This window comes from Holdemania massiliensis, assembly GCF_022440805.1.
Classification (GTDB): domain Bacteria; phylum Bacillota_I; class Bacilli_A; order Erysipelotrichales; family Erysipelotrichaceae; genus Holdemania; species Holdemania massiliensis_A.
Genome location: NZ_JAKNTK010000001.1, coordinates 4,030,394 through 4,044,795, shown reverse-complemented (window position 1 = coordinate 4,044,795; position 14,402 = coordinate 4,030,394). Strand labels below are relative to the sequence as shown.

15 protein-coding genes are annotated in these 14,402 nt (G+C 46.5%); 7 read left to right on the top strand and 8 right to left on the bottom strand.

Features of this window, described 5'->3' with window-relative positions:
* Window positions 1-29 precede the first annotated feature (29 nt).
* From MCG46_RS18820 to MCG46_RS18810, 3 genes are read right to left on the bottom strand one after another with little or no spacing between them, the layout of a single operon-like run.
* On the bottom strand, window positions 30-1,244 hold the full coding sequence (locus MCG46_RS18820; protein ID WP_240281344.1) for a DUF4129 domain-containing protein: 1,215 nt from the start codon (window positions 1,242-1,244) through the stop codon (window positions 30-32).
* Complete coding sequence (locus MCG46_RS18815; RefSeq protein ID WP_240281343.1) at window positions 1,241-2,362, bottom strand: DUF58 domain-containing protein; 1,122 nt, start codon at window positions 2,360-2,362, stop codon at window positions 1,241-1,243. Before MCG46_RS18815 ends, MCG46_RS18820 begins: the two co-directional genes overlap by 4 nt.
* A 6-nt stretch (window positions 2,363-2,368) precedes the next feature.
* Window positions 2,369-3,316, bottom strand: coding sequence for an AAA family ATPase (locus tag MCG46_RS18810; protein WP_240281342.1), 948 nt, complete (start codon window positions 3,314-3,316; stop codon window positions 2,369-2,371).
* A 245-nt stretch (window positions 3,317-3,561) separates the two neighbouring features.
* Here MCG46_RS18810 and MCG46_RS18805 point away from each other — a divergent pair, with 245 nt between their 5' ends.
* Window positions 3,562-4,233, top strand: coding sequence for a hypothetical protein (locus tag MCG46_RS18805; RefSeq protein ID WP_240281341.1), 672 nt, complete (start codon window positions 3,562-3,564; stop codon window positions 4,231-4,233).
* Between the two features lie 401 nt (window positions 4,234-4,634).
* On the opposite strand, the gene MCG46_RS18800 is transcribed toward MCG46_RS18805, so the two are convergent.
* On the bottom strand, window positions 4,635-4,925 hold the full coding sequence (locus MCG46_RS18800) for a type II toxin-antitoxin system YafQ family toxin (protein WP_240281340.1): 291 nt from the start codon (window positions 4,923-4,925) through the stop codon (window positions 4,635-4,637).
* Window positions 4,922-5,200 (bottom strand): type II toxin-antitoxin system RelB/DinJ family antitoxin, encoded by a 279-nt coding sequence (locus tag MCG46_RS18795; RefSeq protein ID WP_240281339.1) that lies wholly within the window; start codon window positions 5,198-5,200, stop codon window positions 4,922-4,924. The genes MCG46_RS18800 and MCG46_RS18795 overlap by 4 nt, the downstream gene beginning before the upstream one ends.
* 578 nt (window positions 5,201-5,778) lie before the next feature.
* Here MCG46_RS18795 and MCG46_RS18790 point away from each other — a divergent pair.
* From MCG46_RS18790 to MCG46_RS18780, 3 genes are all read left to right on the top strand, one after another.
* Window positions 5,779-6,603: a hypothetical protein gene (locus MCG46_RS18790; RefSeq protein WP_240281338.1), complete on the top strand. Its 825-nt coding sequence runs from the start codon at window positions 5,779-5,781 to the stop codon at window positions 6,601-6,603.
* A complete protein-coding gene (locus tag MCG46_RS18785; RefSeq protein ID WP_240281337.1) occupies window positions 6,600-7,148 on the top strand; it encodes a hypothetical protein in 549 nt (182 codons plus the stop codon). The genes MCG46_RS18790 and MCG46_RS18785 overlap by 4 nt, the downstream gene beginning before the upstream one ends.
* Before the next feature lie 278 nt (window positions 7,149-7,426).
* Complete coding sequence (locus MCG46_RS18780) at window positions 7,427-8,095, top strand: HXXEE domain-containing protein (protein WP_240281336.1); 669 nt, start codon at window positions 7,427-7,429, stop codon at window positions 8,093-8,095.
* Window positions 8,096-8,236: 141 nt separating this feature from the next.
* On the opposite strand, the gene MCG46_RS18775 is transcribed toward MCG46_RS18780, so the two are convergent.
* From MCG46_RS18775 to MCG46_RS18765, 3 genes are all read right to left on the bottom strand, one after another.
* Window positions 8,237-9,007, bottom strand: a complete 771-nt coding sequence (locus tag MCG46_RS18775; RefSeq protein ID WP_240281335.1) for an ABC transporter permease — start codon at window positions 9,005-9,007, stop codon at window positions 8,237-8,239.
* Window positions 9,000-9,947 (bottom strand): ATP-binding cassette domain-containing protein, encoded by a 948-nt coding sequence (locus MCG46_RS18770; RefSeq protein ID WP_240281334.1) that lies wholly within the window; start codon window positions 9,945-9,947, stop codon window positions 9,000-9,002. The genes MCG46_RS18775 and MCG46_RS18770 overlap by 8 nt, the downstream gene beginning before the upstream one ends.
* 74 nt (window positions 9,948-10,021) lie before the next feature.
* Window positions 10,022-10,681: a TetR/AcrR family transcriptional regulator gene (locus MCG46_RS18765; RefSeq protein WP_240281333.1), complete on the bottom strand. Its 660-nt coding sequence runs from the start codon at window positions 10,679-10,681 to the stop codon at window positions 10,022-10,024.
* Between the two features lie 226 nt (window positions 10,682-10,907).
* Here MCG46_RS18765 and MCG46_RS18760 point away from each other — a divergent pair, with 226 nt between their 5' ends.
* The 3 genes from MCG46_RS18760 (at window position 10,908) to MCG46_RS18750 (ending at window position 14,276) form a co-directional block, all read left to right on the top strand.
* The gene (locus tag MCG46_RS18760; protein WP_240281332.1) at window positions 10,908-11,435 is read left to right on the top strand and encodes a QueT transporter family protein; all 528 of its coding nucleotides are present in this window, start codon (window positions 10,908-10,910) and stop codon (window positions 11,433-11,435) included.
* A gap of 302 nt (window positions 11,436-11,737) precedes the next feature.
* Window positions 11,738-13,348: an FAD-dependent oxidoreductase gene (locus MCG46_RS18755; protein WP_240281331.1), complete on the top strand. Its 1,611-nt coding sequence runs from the start codon at window positions 11,738-11,740 to the stop codon at window positions 13,346-13,348.
* 211 nt (window positions 13,349-13,559) lie between these two features.
* A complete protein-coding gene (locus MCG46_RS18750) occupies window positions 13,560-14,276 on the top strand; it encodes a TetR/AcrR family transcriptional regulator (RefSeq protein WP_240281330.1) in 717 nt (238 codons plus the stop codon).
* The last annotated feature ends 126 nt before the right edge of the window (window positions 14,277-14,402 follow it).

Below are 14,402 nucleotides of genomic sequence, written 5' to 3'. Positions count from 1 at the left end.
GATGATCGTTGTTCGACAGACAGGAAGCTTTATCTTTCAGTTCCCGTCTTCATTTCGGCGTTTGCGGCTGGCCGATACCGTTCTTCATTATAAGCCTCGGTCAGCTTCCTAAACGTATCATCGGCTTCTTCCGCTTTCACTTCATTCCAGTATTCCCAAGGCGTCGCATGGGGCGCAAATGGATGACCTTGTTGGATCCGCAGATCGACAGCTTCCTTGTATTGCTTCCGCAATGGAGAAAGCGTTTCCGGATGCAGCCAGGCATGCAGGCGCTGGCGCAAAGTTGGCCGGGCAGAAATCTCTGAGCTGTTGATTTTTTCACTCGCAAAACCCCCTTCCAATGAAACCGGACGGGATTTGCGGATCAGCCGGATCAGCCAACGAAGCAGAGAAACAAGCAGAAAGATCGCGATAATCAGCAGAATTAACGCCAGAAACCCATTGAAGAAGGAAGAAGCTGACGTTGCTGATTCGGGAGTGGGCGTCATCGTAGCCTCCGGCTGCGGTGTGAGTGACGGAGTCGATTCCGCCCCTTTCTGATGGGCAAGGATCCAGCGGATCAAGCTTTGCAGCGACAAGATGATCGCCGAAAAGACAAAGGCAAACGCCTCGATCAAAAGACTTAAAATCCACGTCAGCCCCTGGCTGAGCAGCTGCGCCAGAAAGAGAATCACCGAGCTTATCGGCCCAATGAGCACCGTCACAAACAACTGCAGGCCCGCCAATTTTAACAACAGCTTTTCCTGATCCTGATCTAAATTCATCAACGAAGCTGGATTGACTGGATTGATAAATTGCGACTGAACCCGCAGGCATAAGGCGGCTAAGGCTAACAGCAGTGAACTGCGGATCAAGGCTGGGGAAGGACTCACCAGATTCAACAGAACCAGAACCAGTCCGCCGATCCCCAACCGACCCCACGAACAGTCGCGCAGCTCTTTCAACGAAAAAATCAATCCCGTTTCCAACATCAAGCCGACAGCGGTCAGCCCGATTGTCAGAACATCCCGATGCTTAGGAATCAGCACCGCAAAGAGAAGAATGCAGATGAAGTACAAACTGGTTCGCAGTGCCGGCCTTTTCTCACTGGACAAATGCGACAGTCCCCACTGAACAAAGAAAAACAGTCCGCATCCAAGCAGCGAAAGGGTTTGTGGGACAAAGGCCTGAACGAGAACAATCATGATCCATAAGCCGCAAAGGCATTGCTGCAGGGAGATTAAATAAGGAAAGAAACGTTTCATTTGGTTTCCTCCTTTCTTAAAGGCAGAACGTCGCAGCCCTCCGGCAAGCGTTTAAGATCCGGCAGCGTCCAGCATACCAGCGTCACTGCCGTACCCTGGGCACAGATCTTCATGACCCATTCCCGCAAAGGCTCAGTCAGTGTATTCAGAATCAACAGGCAATGATGCGTGGCATCCAGCAGCTGCGGATAGCGCTGAAACAGCCGGGCAGGCTCACTCAGCGGATAAGGCGCGGCACAGGCTAACAGATCCAGACAGCTGACCGTGTGATTTAAGCTGTGATCACAGACGGAGGTGTCCGCGACGGTAAACCGGACAACGGCGTTGGTTACCAATGCTGTTGGCAGCTGTTGGCGCTGACTTTGATCCAGAATGGCAGCGGCGAACTGCACAGCACTTTCCATAAATTCCGCATCATCCGCAAACAGATTCTGAATCGACTGCAGAATTAAAAAAATTGAAAAAGCAGGATCCGAGGTGTGATCATATTCTTTGACATAGAAAGACTGATAACGTGCCGTTGCCCGCCAGTCGATATCACGGAAGCTGTCCTGCGGCTGATAGGGTCGGACGCCGGTATAAAAAATCGGATCGGGATAGAGCCAGCGCCGAACTGAGCGCTGACCCTGCAGTCCGCAGGGATGAGCAGCAAGGGCGGAAGGAAATTGCCGCAGCGGATGAACGACGCACAACCGTGGCTGCGCCTGCGGTCCATCCAACTGAGTCAGATTTAAATAATCGGCAAGGACCGTGGTTACCTGGAACTCTCCGGCACCCCGCTGCCGGGCAGCAAATTTCAGCGTCCGGGTTTTCTTTTGCCGTCCAGCCAGTGTGGTATGCAGGACAAGCGCCGAAGTTGCGCTTTCACCGCTCGGAATAAGATCCGGTTCTAAGCAGTCCAGAATGGCAGGGAACGAAATTCGGGCAGAAACATGCGGAACACTCATGCGTTTCTTATTTTCCAGAATCACCGTCAGCGTCAGGGTCTGCCCCGGCTCCAGCCGGCTGACATCACTGAGCAGCGTGATGTTCAGCTCTCGGGCTCCCCAGCGTTCAAAGTAAAGTCGACCCAACTGAACTACAACCAGCCCGAGAATAAAGATTAACAACAGCGTCATAGGGAATCAACCCTGAAACTTTTCAACCGGCACCGGAATTTCTTCAAGAATCTGGGCTAAGACCGCTTCTGCCTGCCGGTCTGAGCCTAGGCTCAATCCCCCTAAAATCAATCGGTGAGCCAGCACGGGTTGAGCACAGGCCTTTAAATCATCCGGCAGCACATAATCTCGTCCATTCATAGCCGCTTTGGCCTTGGCACAGCGGATCCAGGCTAAAGCGCCGCGGGGACTGACGCCCAGCTGAATTCGCTCATGGGCACGGGTCTTGCTGATAACTTGTAAAGCATAGTCCAATAAGACGTCATGGATGCGGACGGCATCAACTTCTCTGCGCATCGCTAATAACTGTGTTCCATCCAGAACCGCGTCCAGTTTTGGCATGGAAGCCTGCGCACTGAGGTTTTTCAGCATCCGCACTTCTTCCTGCGGCGAAGGATAACCCGGATGAATTCGAATCATGAAGCGGTCAATCTGTGCTTCCGGAAGTGGGAAAGTTCCTTGATTTTCAATCGGATTCTGCGTAGCGATGACGAAAAACGGCTCTGGCAGCGCGTAGGTTGTTCCTTCCACGCTGATCTGATGTTCTTCCATCGCCTCTAACAAGCTGGATTGAGTCCGCGGAGCTGCACGGTTGATCTCATCCGCCAGCACCAGCTGTGTGAATAAAGGCCCGGGGCGGAACTCAAATTCCCCTTTGGCCTGATTGTAAAACTGAATGCCGATCAGATCCGAAGGCATCAGATCCGGAGTAAACTGAACCCGCTTAAACGAGAGGTTCAGTGACTGCGCAACAGCCTTGGCTAAGGTTGTTTTGCCTGTGCCGGGCACATCTTCCAACAGAATGTGGCCCCCTGCTAACAAGCTCATCATCATCAAATCGCAGCTCTGTTCACTGCTGACCAGAATCTGTTCAATATTTTTCTTCAATAAAGCGGCGGCTTCCTGACATTTCATGGTAATCCCTCCTGAGGTTTTTCTTATTTTACCATGAAAAAGCATAAGATTATAAAAGAGAATTAATTAAATACTCATAAAAATTTATTTTAAAAGTCCTTTTATACGTTTAAGGATTCAATTTAGAAGACGTGAATTACTGGGCTTTCATGAAAAACAAGATATAATTTTAATAGGGAACGACTAGGTTTTTGTAAGCAAGAACATGAACTGATGTAACTGCGGCGACATCTCAGGGGGAAGAAATGAAAAAATTTATAACCTTTATAGCGAAAAAAATATCTTATATCATAAGGTCAGTAACGGAACCGCTTAAAGAAATGTTTCCTTTTGATCATCGTTGGGATTCTTATCTGAGATTTTTAAATCGAAGAGGGATATTTTTTATCATTCTTTTACTTGCAGGATATCTATATTATAATCGCATAGAGAGCAAAGTTCCTCAAGCTTTAAAGATGGATGAGCTTGGGTATGAAAATGAAGAAGTGATTGAGCGAATTAGCTACAAAAATTCGTTAGGAACCAATATTTATAGGTTAAACTTAACAGGCGTTGAACCGAAAACGTTACAGAGCCTTCATCTGGAAATCATGTTTTATGAGTTTTCTGATGAGTCCTCCGCGTTGGACAGCCTTTTAGAAGAATTGAATGCTGCTTATGCAAAGAATCATAAATCGGGAAAAATTAGCTGGGAAACTGTTGATTTATATTTCGTTCAATTAGATCCAAAGGAATGGAATTCAGATCTTGCTTATTCACAATATAATCTGGTTGAGGAAACCAGAGAAAACACATTGTTTATACAAAAGAACAACCGTCTATTAATATTGGAATTGACTGGACTGATTGACTATTGTGAGGAAAACAGGAATGTTCTGAAACAGCTTATTGATTTTGACTATTCCTTTATAAAGTAGGTCTGAATAAATAATGAATCAGTGCTTTGACAGCTCTGGCAACGTGGATTAAAATGGAAATTCCTGAATAGACAAAAAGTCCCAAACTGTTCACGTCTCCTTCATTGAATCTGCAGCCATTCAATGAGATAATAAAACCAATCGGAAATTGACGGTTCCTGTCTAAAAAGCAGGTGGACAGCATCGACAAAGGCCATGTTTGAGGAACTTAGGGCTGTTGAACGATTTCGCAAGGCAGCCGACCCACTAACTCGCCAGGAAAAAGATAAGATCTATGACTAGGAGCCGCAACGGTAAAGGAACGACGTTTGAATGCCCCTGTCAGGGGGCACGTTTATCCCCCCCTCTTTTTTGTACACAGAAAAACCGCCGACAGGTTTCCCCATACGGCGGCAGATGGTTTATTTGCTGAACAAGTCGCTGTGCGACCCAGTGCGGGCCAGCGTCAGCACCAGTATATCATTCTCAATACGGTAAATGAGCAGCCAGTCTGGGAGGATGTGGCATTCCCGATAACCTACCCAATCGCTGGACAGATCGTGATCGCGGTTCTTTTCTGGAAGCGGATCACCCAGCGACAGAAGCTCCACAACCTGTTCCAACAATTCAATTTTCAGACCGCGCTTGATAGCCCGCTTGTAATCCTTTTTGAAAGTGGTCGTGTACTTGACGGTATACTTTGTTTTCCTCATTTTTTCAGGTCTGTGAACAACTCATCAAGATCATTGTAGCCCTTTATAGCAGGGTCTTTTGCAATCCCTTCCGCTTCCAGCAGGGCAGCAATCGTTTCCTTGTTAGGCTGTTCCAGCTTCACTTCAAAGGGAATACCCCCTTCCCGAAGCGACTGGCGCACGAAGATGTTGAACGCTGTGGATAAATTCATGCCAAGTTCCGCAAACAGGGAGTCGGCCTGTGCCTTCAAATCCGAGTCCATGCGGATACTGATGTTTGTGGTATTTTTTGCCATATCATCAACCCCTTTCTGCTGTACTTTTAGTATATGCTATATGCACGAAGAAAGCAATGCAATGCACGAATATTTAATATCAAATTCATTGAAGGAGATCGCTGTATGGAGTATTTATCCGTCATCATTCACCTGAGATAGAGCTAGAGAGAGTGTGAAGGTATACCCTGATCTTCTTTGCTGAAAAGAACTTCCGAAAGAAATAGGACTGTGTCACCAAACAGGCGGCAAAAGACTAAGGTTGGAATTGACCGGATTGATTGACTATGATGAGGAAAACAGGAATGAAACAGCTTATTGATTTTGATTATTCCTTTATAAAATAGGTCTGAATAAAGAATGAATCAGTGCTTTGACAGCTCTGGCAACGTGGATTGAATGGAAATTCCTGAATTTAGACAAAAAGTCCCAAACTGTTCACGTCTCCTTCATTGAATCTGCAGCCATTCAATGAGATAATAAAACCAATCGGAAATTGACGGTTCCTGTCTAAATGGAAAGGCCGTGATTTCTGATCGATCATTACTTGCTGATGAAACTGAAAAGCATTTTATATCAACAACGGAAAGGAGCCGACAATGCGAAAAGGAAATCGTTTATTACTGATCATGATGTGCTTGCTGGGGCTGTGTGCCGCCGTGCTGCTGCTTTTAGTCAGTGTATTCCGGGTTGAAAGCCTGACCCTGATCGAGCAGAATACAGAATTGATCTATCAAAGCCGTTCCTCAGAAATGATGGGCTTTGAATTTAGTTATCTGAGCGCTCAGGATGAACCGAAAACCGTGGATTCCATGCGTTTTGTCGCCAAGGATTTTCCCGTATATGTGATCGGGCGGACAACCCAGAGCTTCGGCCCGTTTGAAGTGACGACCGTGCAGGCAGTCATTGCTCCGATGGAAACCGAATGGCCGGAAAGCGGCGGACTGGATTTGTCCGATGCCATTTTAACGTTTACGGACGGCAGTGAAGAACAGATTCGGTTAGGAAAGCTGAAGCTGGTGCCGAAAGAAAAGAACGAAGGTCCGTTTGAAATTACCGAAATGACATCCAAGGATGACGGCAGCTTTACGATTCGCCTCAATGCAACAAAGATGCTGCACTTTGCCAGTATTTCCAGCACAACGGCAGAAAATGTACTGGATGTATTGGAGCTGATTATCAACGACAAGCCGGTAGAGGAATGGAAAGGCTTGCTGGTGCCGCAGGGTGAAATTGTCATTCAGGGCAGCTTTAAGGAAAAAACGGTCGATCCGCTGCAGTCAATGCGCCTGAGTCCGACGATGACGCTGGAGGATGAAAAAGGTAACCCCTTTGATCTGCAGTTCTCCACTCAGCGCAAACGGCAGGAAGGCTTCAACGTCTTTAATCTGTTGTCAACCACACGAAAGGGGGACAGCAAATGAAAAAAGGAATGCTTTTGATTTTCTGGGGTTTGATGTTTCTGACTCTGACGATTGTGAAACTGCCTTGGGACGGGCTGATCTGGGTTTTCAATATGATCGGCTACGGTTTGTGTGCGATTGGCATGATGATGAACTTTCGCAGCAGTGAGATCCGGGCTTTTCTGATTTCCGGCCTCGGTCTGTTAGGGGCGATGATCTGCTGCCTGCTTTCTCTGGCTGCCAGTCTGCCGTTACGATACAGCGGAATCCTGATGCTGGTCTGCCGGATCTTTGAGCTGTTTGGTTTCGCTAAGATGTTTGAAGGATGCTGGCGTCAATTCCGGCGCAGGCGGCTGCGGGAAAAGGCCAAGGAAACAGATCTTCGGATGAAAATCTACATGCTTGCGTTTACCTGCTGCGCGGTCGCTGAAGCAGCCTGCTGGTTTATCGGCGCTGCCTGGGCGTCCCAGATTGTTCAGCTGATTATTCGGTTTGTTTATGGTATGTTAATGGCCTGCGTCATGCTGTACTCGGAAAGTGATTCGCTGCTTCCGATAGAAGAATAAAAAAATAGTTGTTTCTCCAACGGATTGCAGCGTCTGCGATAAGCTGAAAAGAATAGAATTACTGACTTTTTATTAAATGAATCAATCTATAAAATGGCAAAATAGTACCAGAATGATATCAAAACAAACAATAAGAGCCATGGACAGCAACACGAAGTTATAATCTAAAATAAGTTGTCTGGCATTTCCGCACATCAAGAACAGAATGGAAAAAGTTAAGTTAGGTTGAGCCGGATTTGGCGGAGAAGACGTACAGAAAAATTTGCGGAGGTTATTTAATGAAAGAATCACTTTTTAATCAATGGTGCGACCAGGCATGGTTATATTTGGTGTACCGTATGGCAGTAGTGATGGCTTGTGTACTGCTGTGGAATTGGAATTTATGGGAAATGGAGCAGAAATTGGTCTGCATATTGGCAATTGCCGTACCGTTGCATATATTTGAAGAAAATACATTTCCAGCCGGGTTTTACTTCATGAACAATATCGGATTTGGTTCCAAAGAACCTATGGTGTATCCGCAGAATCGTTGTACGAATATGATTACTAATTTAGGAGCAGAAATTATTTTGATTTTATTGACTCTAAACGTATCTAAACTTGCAGTAAGCGCAGTGGCTTTAGTTGTGTTTTTTGGAATCGGCGAAACAGTTAATCATACAAGAAGCGGAATTAAAATGTATTTTAAATACAGAGGGAATGGAAAAAAGACAATTTATGGGCCCGGACTAATCACATCATGGTGTATCATGATTCCACTGAGTGCTTTAGGAACTAAATGGCTGATAGAACACTCTGCTGACGTATTGCAGGTAGTTGGCGGTATTGGCATTTTTGCGGGGATTGCCGTCTTTTTGATTTTATTGCCGTTTGCCGTTTCAATTCAAATTAAAAGCAAGGCATATGCGTTCAAAGATAAGGGATACTTTGAAAAATATGAACAATAAATGACATGTTTTAAGGGTGATTAGTGTCATCTTATGACGAATAAAATGACTATATAGACAATAAAAAATCTGGAAGAACACCAGATTTTTTTGCGCTTTTTCAATGTGGTCTGATCTGCTGAACAAAGGAAAAAGCTGTGTTTATTTGATCCTTTTTCTGAACGCACGCCGGGATAAAACGTAGAAAAACAGACTCAGTCCTAAGCACCAGGCGAAGGCCAGGAACAAGGTCGCAGTGTTCACAGTTTCGCCTAACAGTAAAGCCCGCATGGACTCAATCATCGGCGTCATGGGCTGATGTTCCGCAAACATTCTCATTAACTTCGGCATCGTTTCTGTTGGGGCAAATCCGGAGCTTAAATACGGAAGGACAACCGCGAATACAGCATAAGCGCCTGCCCCTTCAGCGCTGCTGGCACGCAGTCCCAGATAAACTGAAATCCAGGAGATGGCCAAAATGTAAAGCAGGACAATCATAAAGACGATCAGCCAGTCCCATATCTGAGCTGACGGACGAAAGCCTACGGCCAGCGCAGCGAGGATGACAATGCCTGTGGTTAATAAATTACGCAGCACAGCGCTGCAGACATGTCCGCTTAAAACCGAGGCGTGCCGGATCGGCAGCGTACAGAAACGGTCGATGATCCCGCTGCGAAGATCATGGTTGACCGTGATCGCGGTCGTCGAAGCACACTGTCCAATGCATTGCAGGATAATGCCGGGAACAATGTAATTCACATACGATGCATTTCCGACATTCATCGCTCCGCCCAACACATAGACAAATAAAATCATCATCAGCACAGGCAGGATAAGACAGGTTAAGAACGTGTCGATATTTCGCGCTGACAATTTCAGGCACCTTCCGGTCATCGTTAAAGTGTCATGGTTCATTTTGGATGTTCTATTCATGTGCGGCAGTCTCCTTTTCTCCAACGAGAGTTAAAAACACATCTTCCAGTGAGGGGGATTTTCGTGAAAAGTCTTTGATTTCAAGATGGTGTGAAGCAATCTGCTGAAAGAGCTGTGTCAGTATGCCGGGGGCATCTTGGGTATAGATAGTTATACGAAGGTTTTCACGATCAGAAACGACATGATCGGCAGAGAGGAACGTCCGGGCTTTTTCATACTCAGCTTCGTCCGCAAACGTCAATTCGACTTTTTCCTGCGGCAGTAATTTCTTCAGGTCGTCCAGGGTTCCCTCAACGATGATCTTGCCTTTATCTAAAATGGCAAGGTTGTCCGCAAGCTGCTCGGCTTCTTCCAAATACTGCGTGGTTAGGAAGATCGTTGTTCCAGCTTTCTTCAAATTACGGATAATTTCCCACATGGCATGCCGGCTTTGCGGATCCAGTCCGGTTGTCGGTTCGTCCAAAAATAAAACGGCGGGTTTGTTGATCAGGCTCATCGCGATATCCAGCTTTCTTCTCATTCCGCCGGAATAAGTTGAAACACAACGGTTGGAAGCGGGCGTCAAATTGAAATATGCCAAAAGCTCGTTTGCTTTTTCCGCAGGGTTGGGCAGATGATGCAGCTTTCCTATGAGTACAAGATTTTCAAAACCGGTTAATGCTTCATCCACCGCTGAAAATTGACCTGTCAGACTGATCATTTCATGAATTTTACCAGGCTGCTGGATTCCGTCATAACCGTGGATATAAAACTGACCGCCTTCAGGCTGAATCAAAGTTGTCAGGATTTTAACGGTCGTTGTTTTTCCGGCTCCATTGGACCCCAGCAGGGAAAAGATCGTACCCGATTCCACGCTGAAATGGATGTCGTTTAGGACTGAGGCTTTCTGATAACTTTTACTTAAGTGATCAGCCTGAATGGCAATGCGTTGAGTAGTCATTAAAGTTTTCTCGCTTTCTATATATACATACAGAATGTATATAAATGTTTAAAAAATAAAATTGCCAGGCAATCTTATTTTTGATCCATGCTTTCCATGAACTGAGTAATTTTTTGCTTCGCCAGCTGCAGAATTTCTTCATCCATAATGGGAATTCCGGCTTTGTCCAGCAGGTCCTTAATCAGCTCAAGTCTTTCAAGCAGTTCCTCTTTCGTGCAAGGAAAGATCGTCGGCATAAACCAGATGTCAACAATCATCGCGAATAAGCTGGAAAAGGCTTTGGGATATTTCAGATCCGGAATTGAACCATCTTGAATCGCTTCCTCAACCAGCTCTTCCAGCAGCGGCGCAAGAACTCTTTGATTGCTTGCGATATACTCAGCCAGAATTCGGGGATTTTTGGCCAGGGGAACAGACATCGCGTTGATTTCCTGTAATTCTTCATTGAGAAATGGTGTTTTGATAACCTTCCGCAGTTTTTCCAAACCTGTTAAACCCTTTTCCTGACGCACCTGTTCAAAGGGATTATTGTCAAAAAACAGTTTATCACTCAAAGCATTCAGAACTTCATCTTTGGATTTAAAATGATGATAAAAAGCTCCGCGGGAAAGACCGCCGAGATGATCCACGATATCCAGGATTGTGGTTTCCTCATATCCTTTTTCCATAAAGAGCTTTAAGGAAACATCAAGGATTTTCTGGACGGTTTCTTCCGGATATTTATTACGCGGCATGGATTTTCTCCTTTCTATACATACATAGTGTTTGTATAATGGGAATATAACATACACATTGTATGTTGTCAACGGAATAAAACCGACAGGAACTCAAAGAACAGGAATTAGACAAGAAATGCTTCTATTTCAGCGAGTTTGCGGTATAATAGTTTCTGTTTTGAGAGAAGAACTGTCAGTCGCAATCCCCTGACAATAAACAAAACACGAAAGGAATTGATTCATAATGAAAAATAAGACTTTAGTCCGTTTCTGCATCAGCGCGGTGATTGCGGCGTTGTATGCCGCGGTTTCCCTGGCGCTGGCGCCGCTCTCTTTCGGTCCAATTCAAATTCGGATTGCCGAAGCGATGACGCTGCTGCCGATTTTGTTTCCGGAAGCGATTGCCGGCGTAACGCTGGGCTGCTTTCTGACCAATCTGATCGGCGCGATACTGGGCGTGAATATACTTGGCTTTTTTGATGTGTTTGCCGGTACGCTGGCAACTTTCTTGGCGGCGATGCTGACATGGCGGTGCCGTAAGCTCTGCGTGAAAGGCGTGCCGTTGGTATCAGCGCTGATGCCGGTGCTGTTTAATGCTATGATCATCGGCGCGGAACTGGCTTATGTGCTTTATCCGACTGCGCTGCTCACCGGTTTTGTGATCAATGCGCTGGAAGTCGGCTTCGGTGAACTGGCCGCCTGCTTCGTTTTGGGGCTGCCGTTAGTCAAGGCGCTGGATAAAGCGCAGCTGGCCAAACGATTCGGCTTATAACAATTTAAACAAAATATACCTCTCAGAACAGGATATAAAGGGATTTCGGACGCTTGCGGGCGTCTTTTTTTTGGAAAAGCAGCGGCGAATTGCAGCCGAATAAAGCTTTCGGTATGACGGGAGATATTCGGTTCAGACGGCTTCCAGGAACTCAGAAAGTGATTTTGTTAAAATATTTACAAAAAAGCAAGAATGTCTGTTGTCAAGGCATGAATAATTTGTTATCATTCTATCGAAGAATATTCATCGAATATAATTCAATGAAATGAACTCGATGAAATTTCAGAAAGGAAGAGAAAGAAATGAAAGGAACAAAGAAATTACTCTGTCTGACGCTCAGTCTGGTTCTGATGGGAATGACCGGCTGCAGCACTCAGAACACACCGACACCTTCTGCAGAACCTTCGGGGGATCCGCAGACTACATCCACGGCCCTGCAGGACAGCGATGTTGACGTTTTGGTCATCGGCGCAGGAGGAGCGGGCTTAAGCGCCGCGGTATCGGCTTCGGAAAACGGTGCCAGCGTTATCGTTGTTGAAAAAATGTCGATCATGGGCGGCAATACGCTGCGCAGCGGCGGAGCTTTCAACAGCTATGATCCGGAGGGTCAGGCCAGTACCAAAATGGATGATTCATTAAAAGCGACAGTTGAGAAGCTGCTCGCCGTTGAACCGATCAATGATGCGCATAAGCAGCTGATCGAAGATGTTCAGAAGCAGTATGATGAATATTTAGCTTCCGGTTCGGATTCATTATTCGATTCTCCGGAATGGCATGCTCTGCAGACCTTGGATGCCGGCGATTATATCGGCAACATTGATCTGATTCTGACGCTGACCCGCAATACCTTGGACACAAAACAGTGGCTGACAACCAACGGGACAGTCTGGGATCCGACGATCCGCACCGTCATCGGCGCACTGTGGAATCGTTCAGCACAGACAACTAATGGATCCGGAGCGGACTTCATTCAGGCATTAAGCACGCAGGCTGAGAAAAACGGCGCTCAGATTTATCTGGATACCAAAGCTGAAAGCTTATTGCAGGATAGCGGAAAAGTTACGGGTGCGACGATCACCAACGCGGACGGCGAAACCGTAACGGTCAATGCGAAATCCGTCGTCATGGCGACCGGCGGCTTTGCGGCCAATGTCGACATGCGGGTTGAATACAATACGGAATGGGCAGATCTTGGCGAATCCATCGCTACCAACAATCATCCAGGTGCAACTGGCGACGGCATTGTAATGGGTAAAGCCGTAGGGGCAGACTTAGTCGATATGCAGTGGATTCAGCTGATGCCGCTGTTCCCGGTCAGCGGAGGCGGAATCTCCGGCTATGTTAACAATGCGATCTATGTCAACAAAGAAGGTCAGCGGTATGTCAACGAGGATAACCGCCGTGACGTTCTGGCTCAGGGTGCTTTGAATCAGACGGATAAACTGTTCTTTGTGATCAACGATCAGACTGAAATTGACAGCGTTCAGATTCCGCAGGACAAACTGGATTACATGGTTGAACAGGGCATGTTGTTCAAGGGTGAAACCGTCGAAGAACTCGCTGAAAATATGGGCGTTCCGGCCGAAAATCTGAAGAAGACGATCGAAGATTACGGGAAAGCCGTTGATGCTCAGAAGGATGAATTCGGACGTTCTACCTGGGGCGCACGGCTGGATAATCCGCCGTATTATGCCGCTTCCTATACCCCGGCTGTGCATCATACGATGGGCGGTTTAAAAATCAATACGGAAGCTCAGGTTCTGAATGCGGCTGGAGAAGCGATTCCTGGCTTCTATGCAGCGGGTGAGGTAACCGGCGGAATTCACGGAACCAACCGTGTCGGCGGCAACGCTGTACCGGATGCCTTGGTTTTCGGTAAAATCGCAGGCGCCAACGCAGCAGCTCAGAAATAAATCCAGCAATCATCACGACATAGAATAGAGGACGTACAAGCCTCTCGCAGCTTCTTAAGAAAACTGCGGGAGGTTTTCTTCTATTCGGGAAAGGCCGTTGAAACTAGACGTATCCGCTGGCCCAAGCTTTCAAGCAGAAGGCTGAGGATGTCTTGTTGTTTGACACCTCTTCTGCGTTTCATTATAATAAGATAGAGAATGAGGCACAGCTATGGAAAAAATGACAAGCCGTCAGGAACAGAAAATCAGAACGCAGCAGAAGATTGTAGAAGCCGCCAACACCTGTTTTATTCGCAAAGGAATGGCCTATACACTGATTACTGATATCTGTGAGGAAGCCGAAGTTTCGGTGGGAACGTTTTATCACTATTTTAATAATAAAAATGATTTAATTATCAGCCAGTTTAAAAAATTTGATATGGGATTTTTAGAGGTCGCGCATCGGTTGATCGACAATCCGGATGCCTGGGACAGTTTAATTCAGTTTGCCCATTTTTTCAGTCGGGATGCGTCAGCTTCGGATAAAACGCTGACCTTGGAATACTTAAAGGCACGAGTTTCCCTGACTGTGGAACAGCTGTTCCCGCGCAATCGTCCGTATTTTATCATCCTGTGCACAGTGATTTATAATGGCCAGGTTCGCCGGCAGATTCGGGCTGATCAAACACCGCAGCAGCTGGCTGATCTGGTGATGGCGGCGACCCGCGGCTATAATTTTGACTGGGCGAGCATGGATGGGGCGTATGATCTGCATTTGCGCATGCAGCAGGATATGCCGATCTTATTTGAGGGGTTCCGTTATCGTGAGGAATATCCGTACCAGCTGTGCGATCCGGCCGACGTCCTTCCGGTTCAGAATGTACCGAAGCTCTATGAACAGGAAACTGCGCAGCTTCGGGAATATTGTGAAAGCCAGCTGCTGAGGTAGACATTTGCCGGCAGAACAGGCTGTCAAATCCGAGCATGACTTTAAATAATCTAAATTGATATTGGAAATCCGTTCTTTTTCCTTGAAACCACGGATTTCTTTTTTTACTTTATACTAAGGCGGACT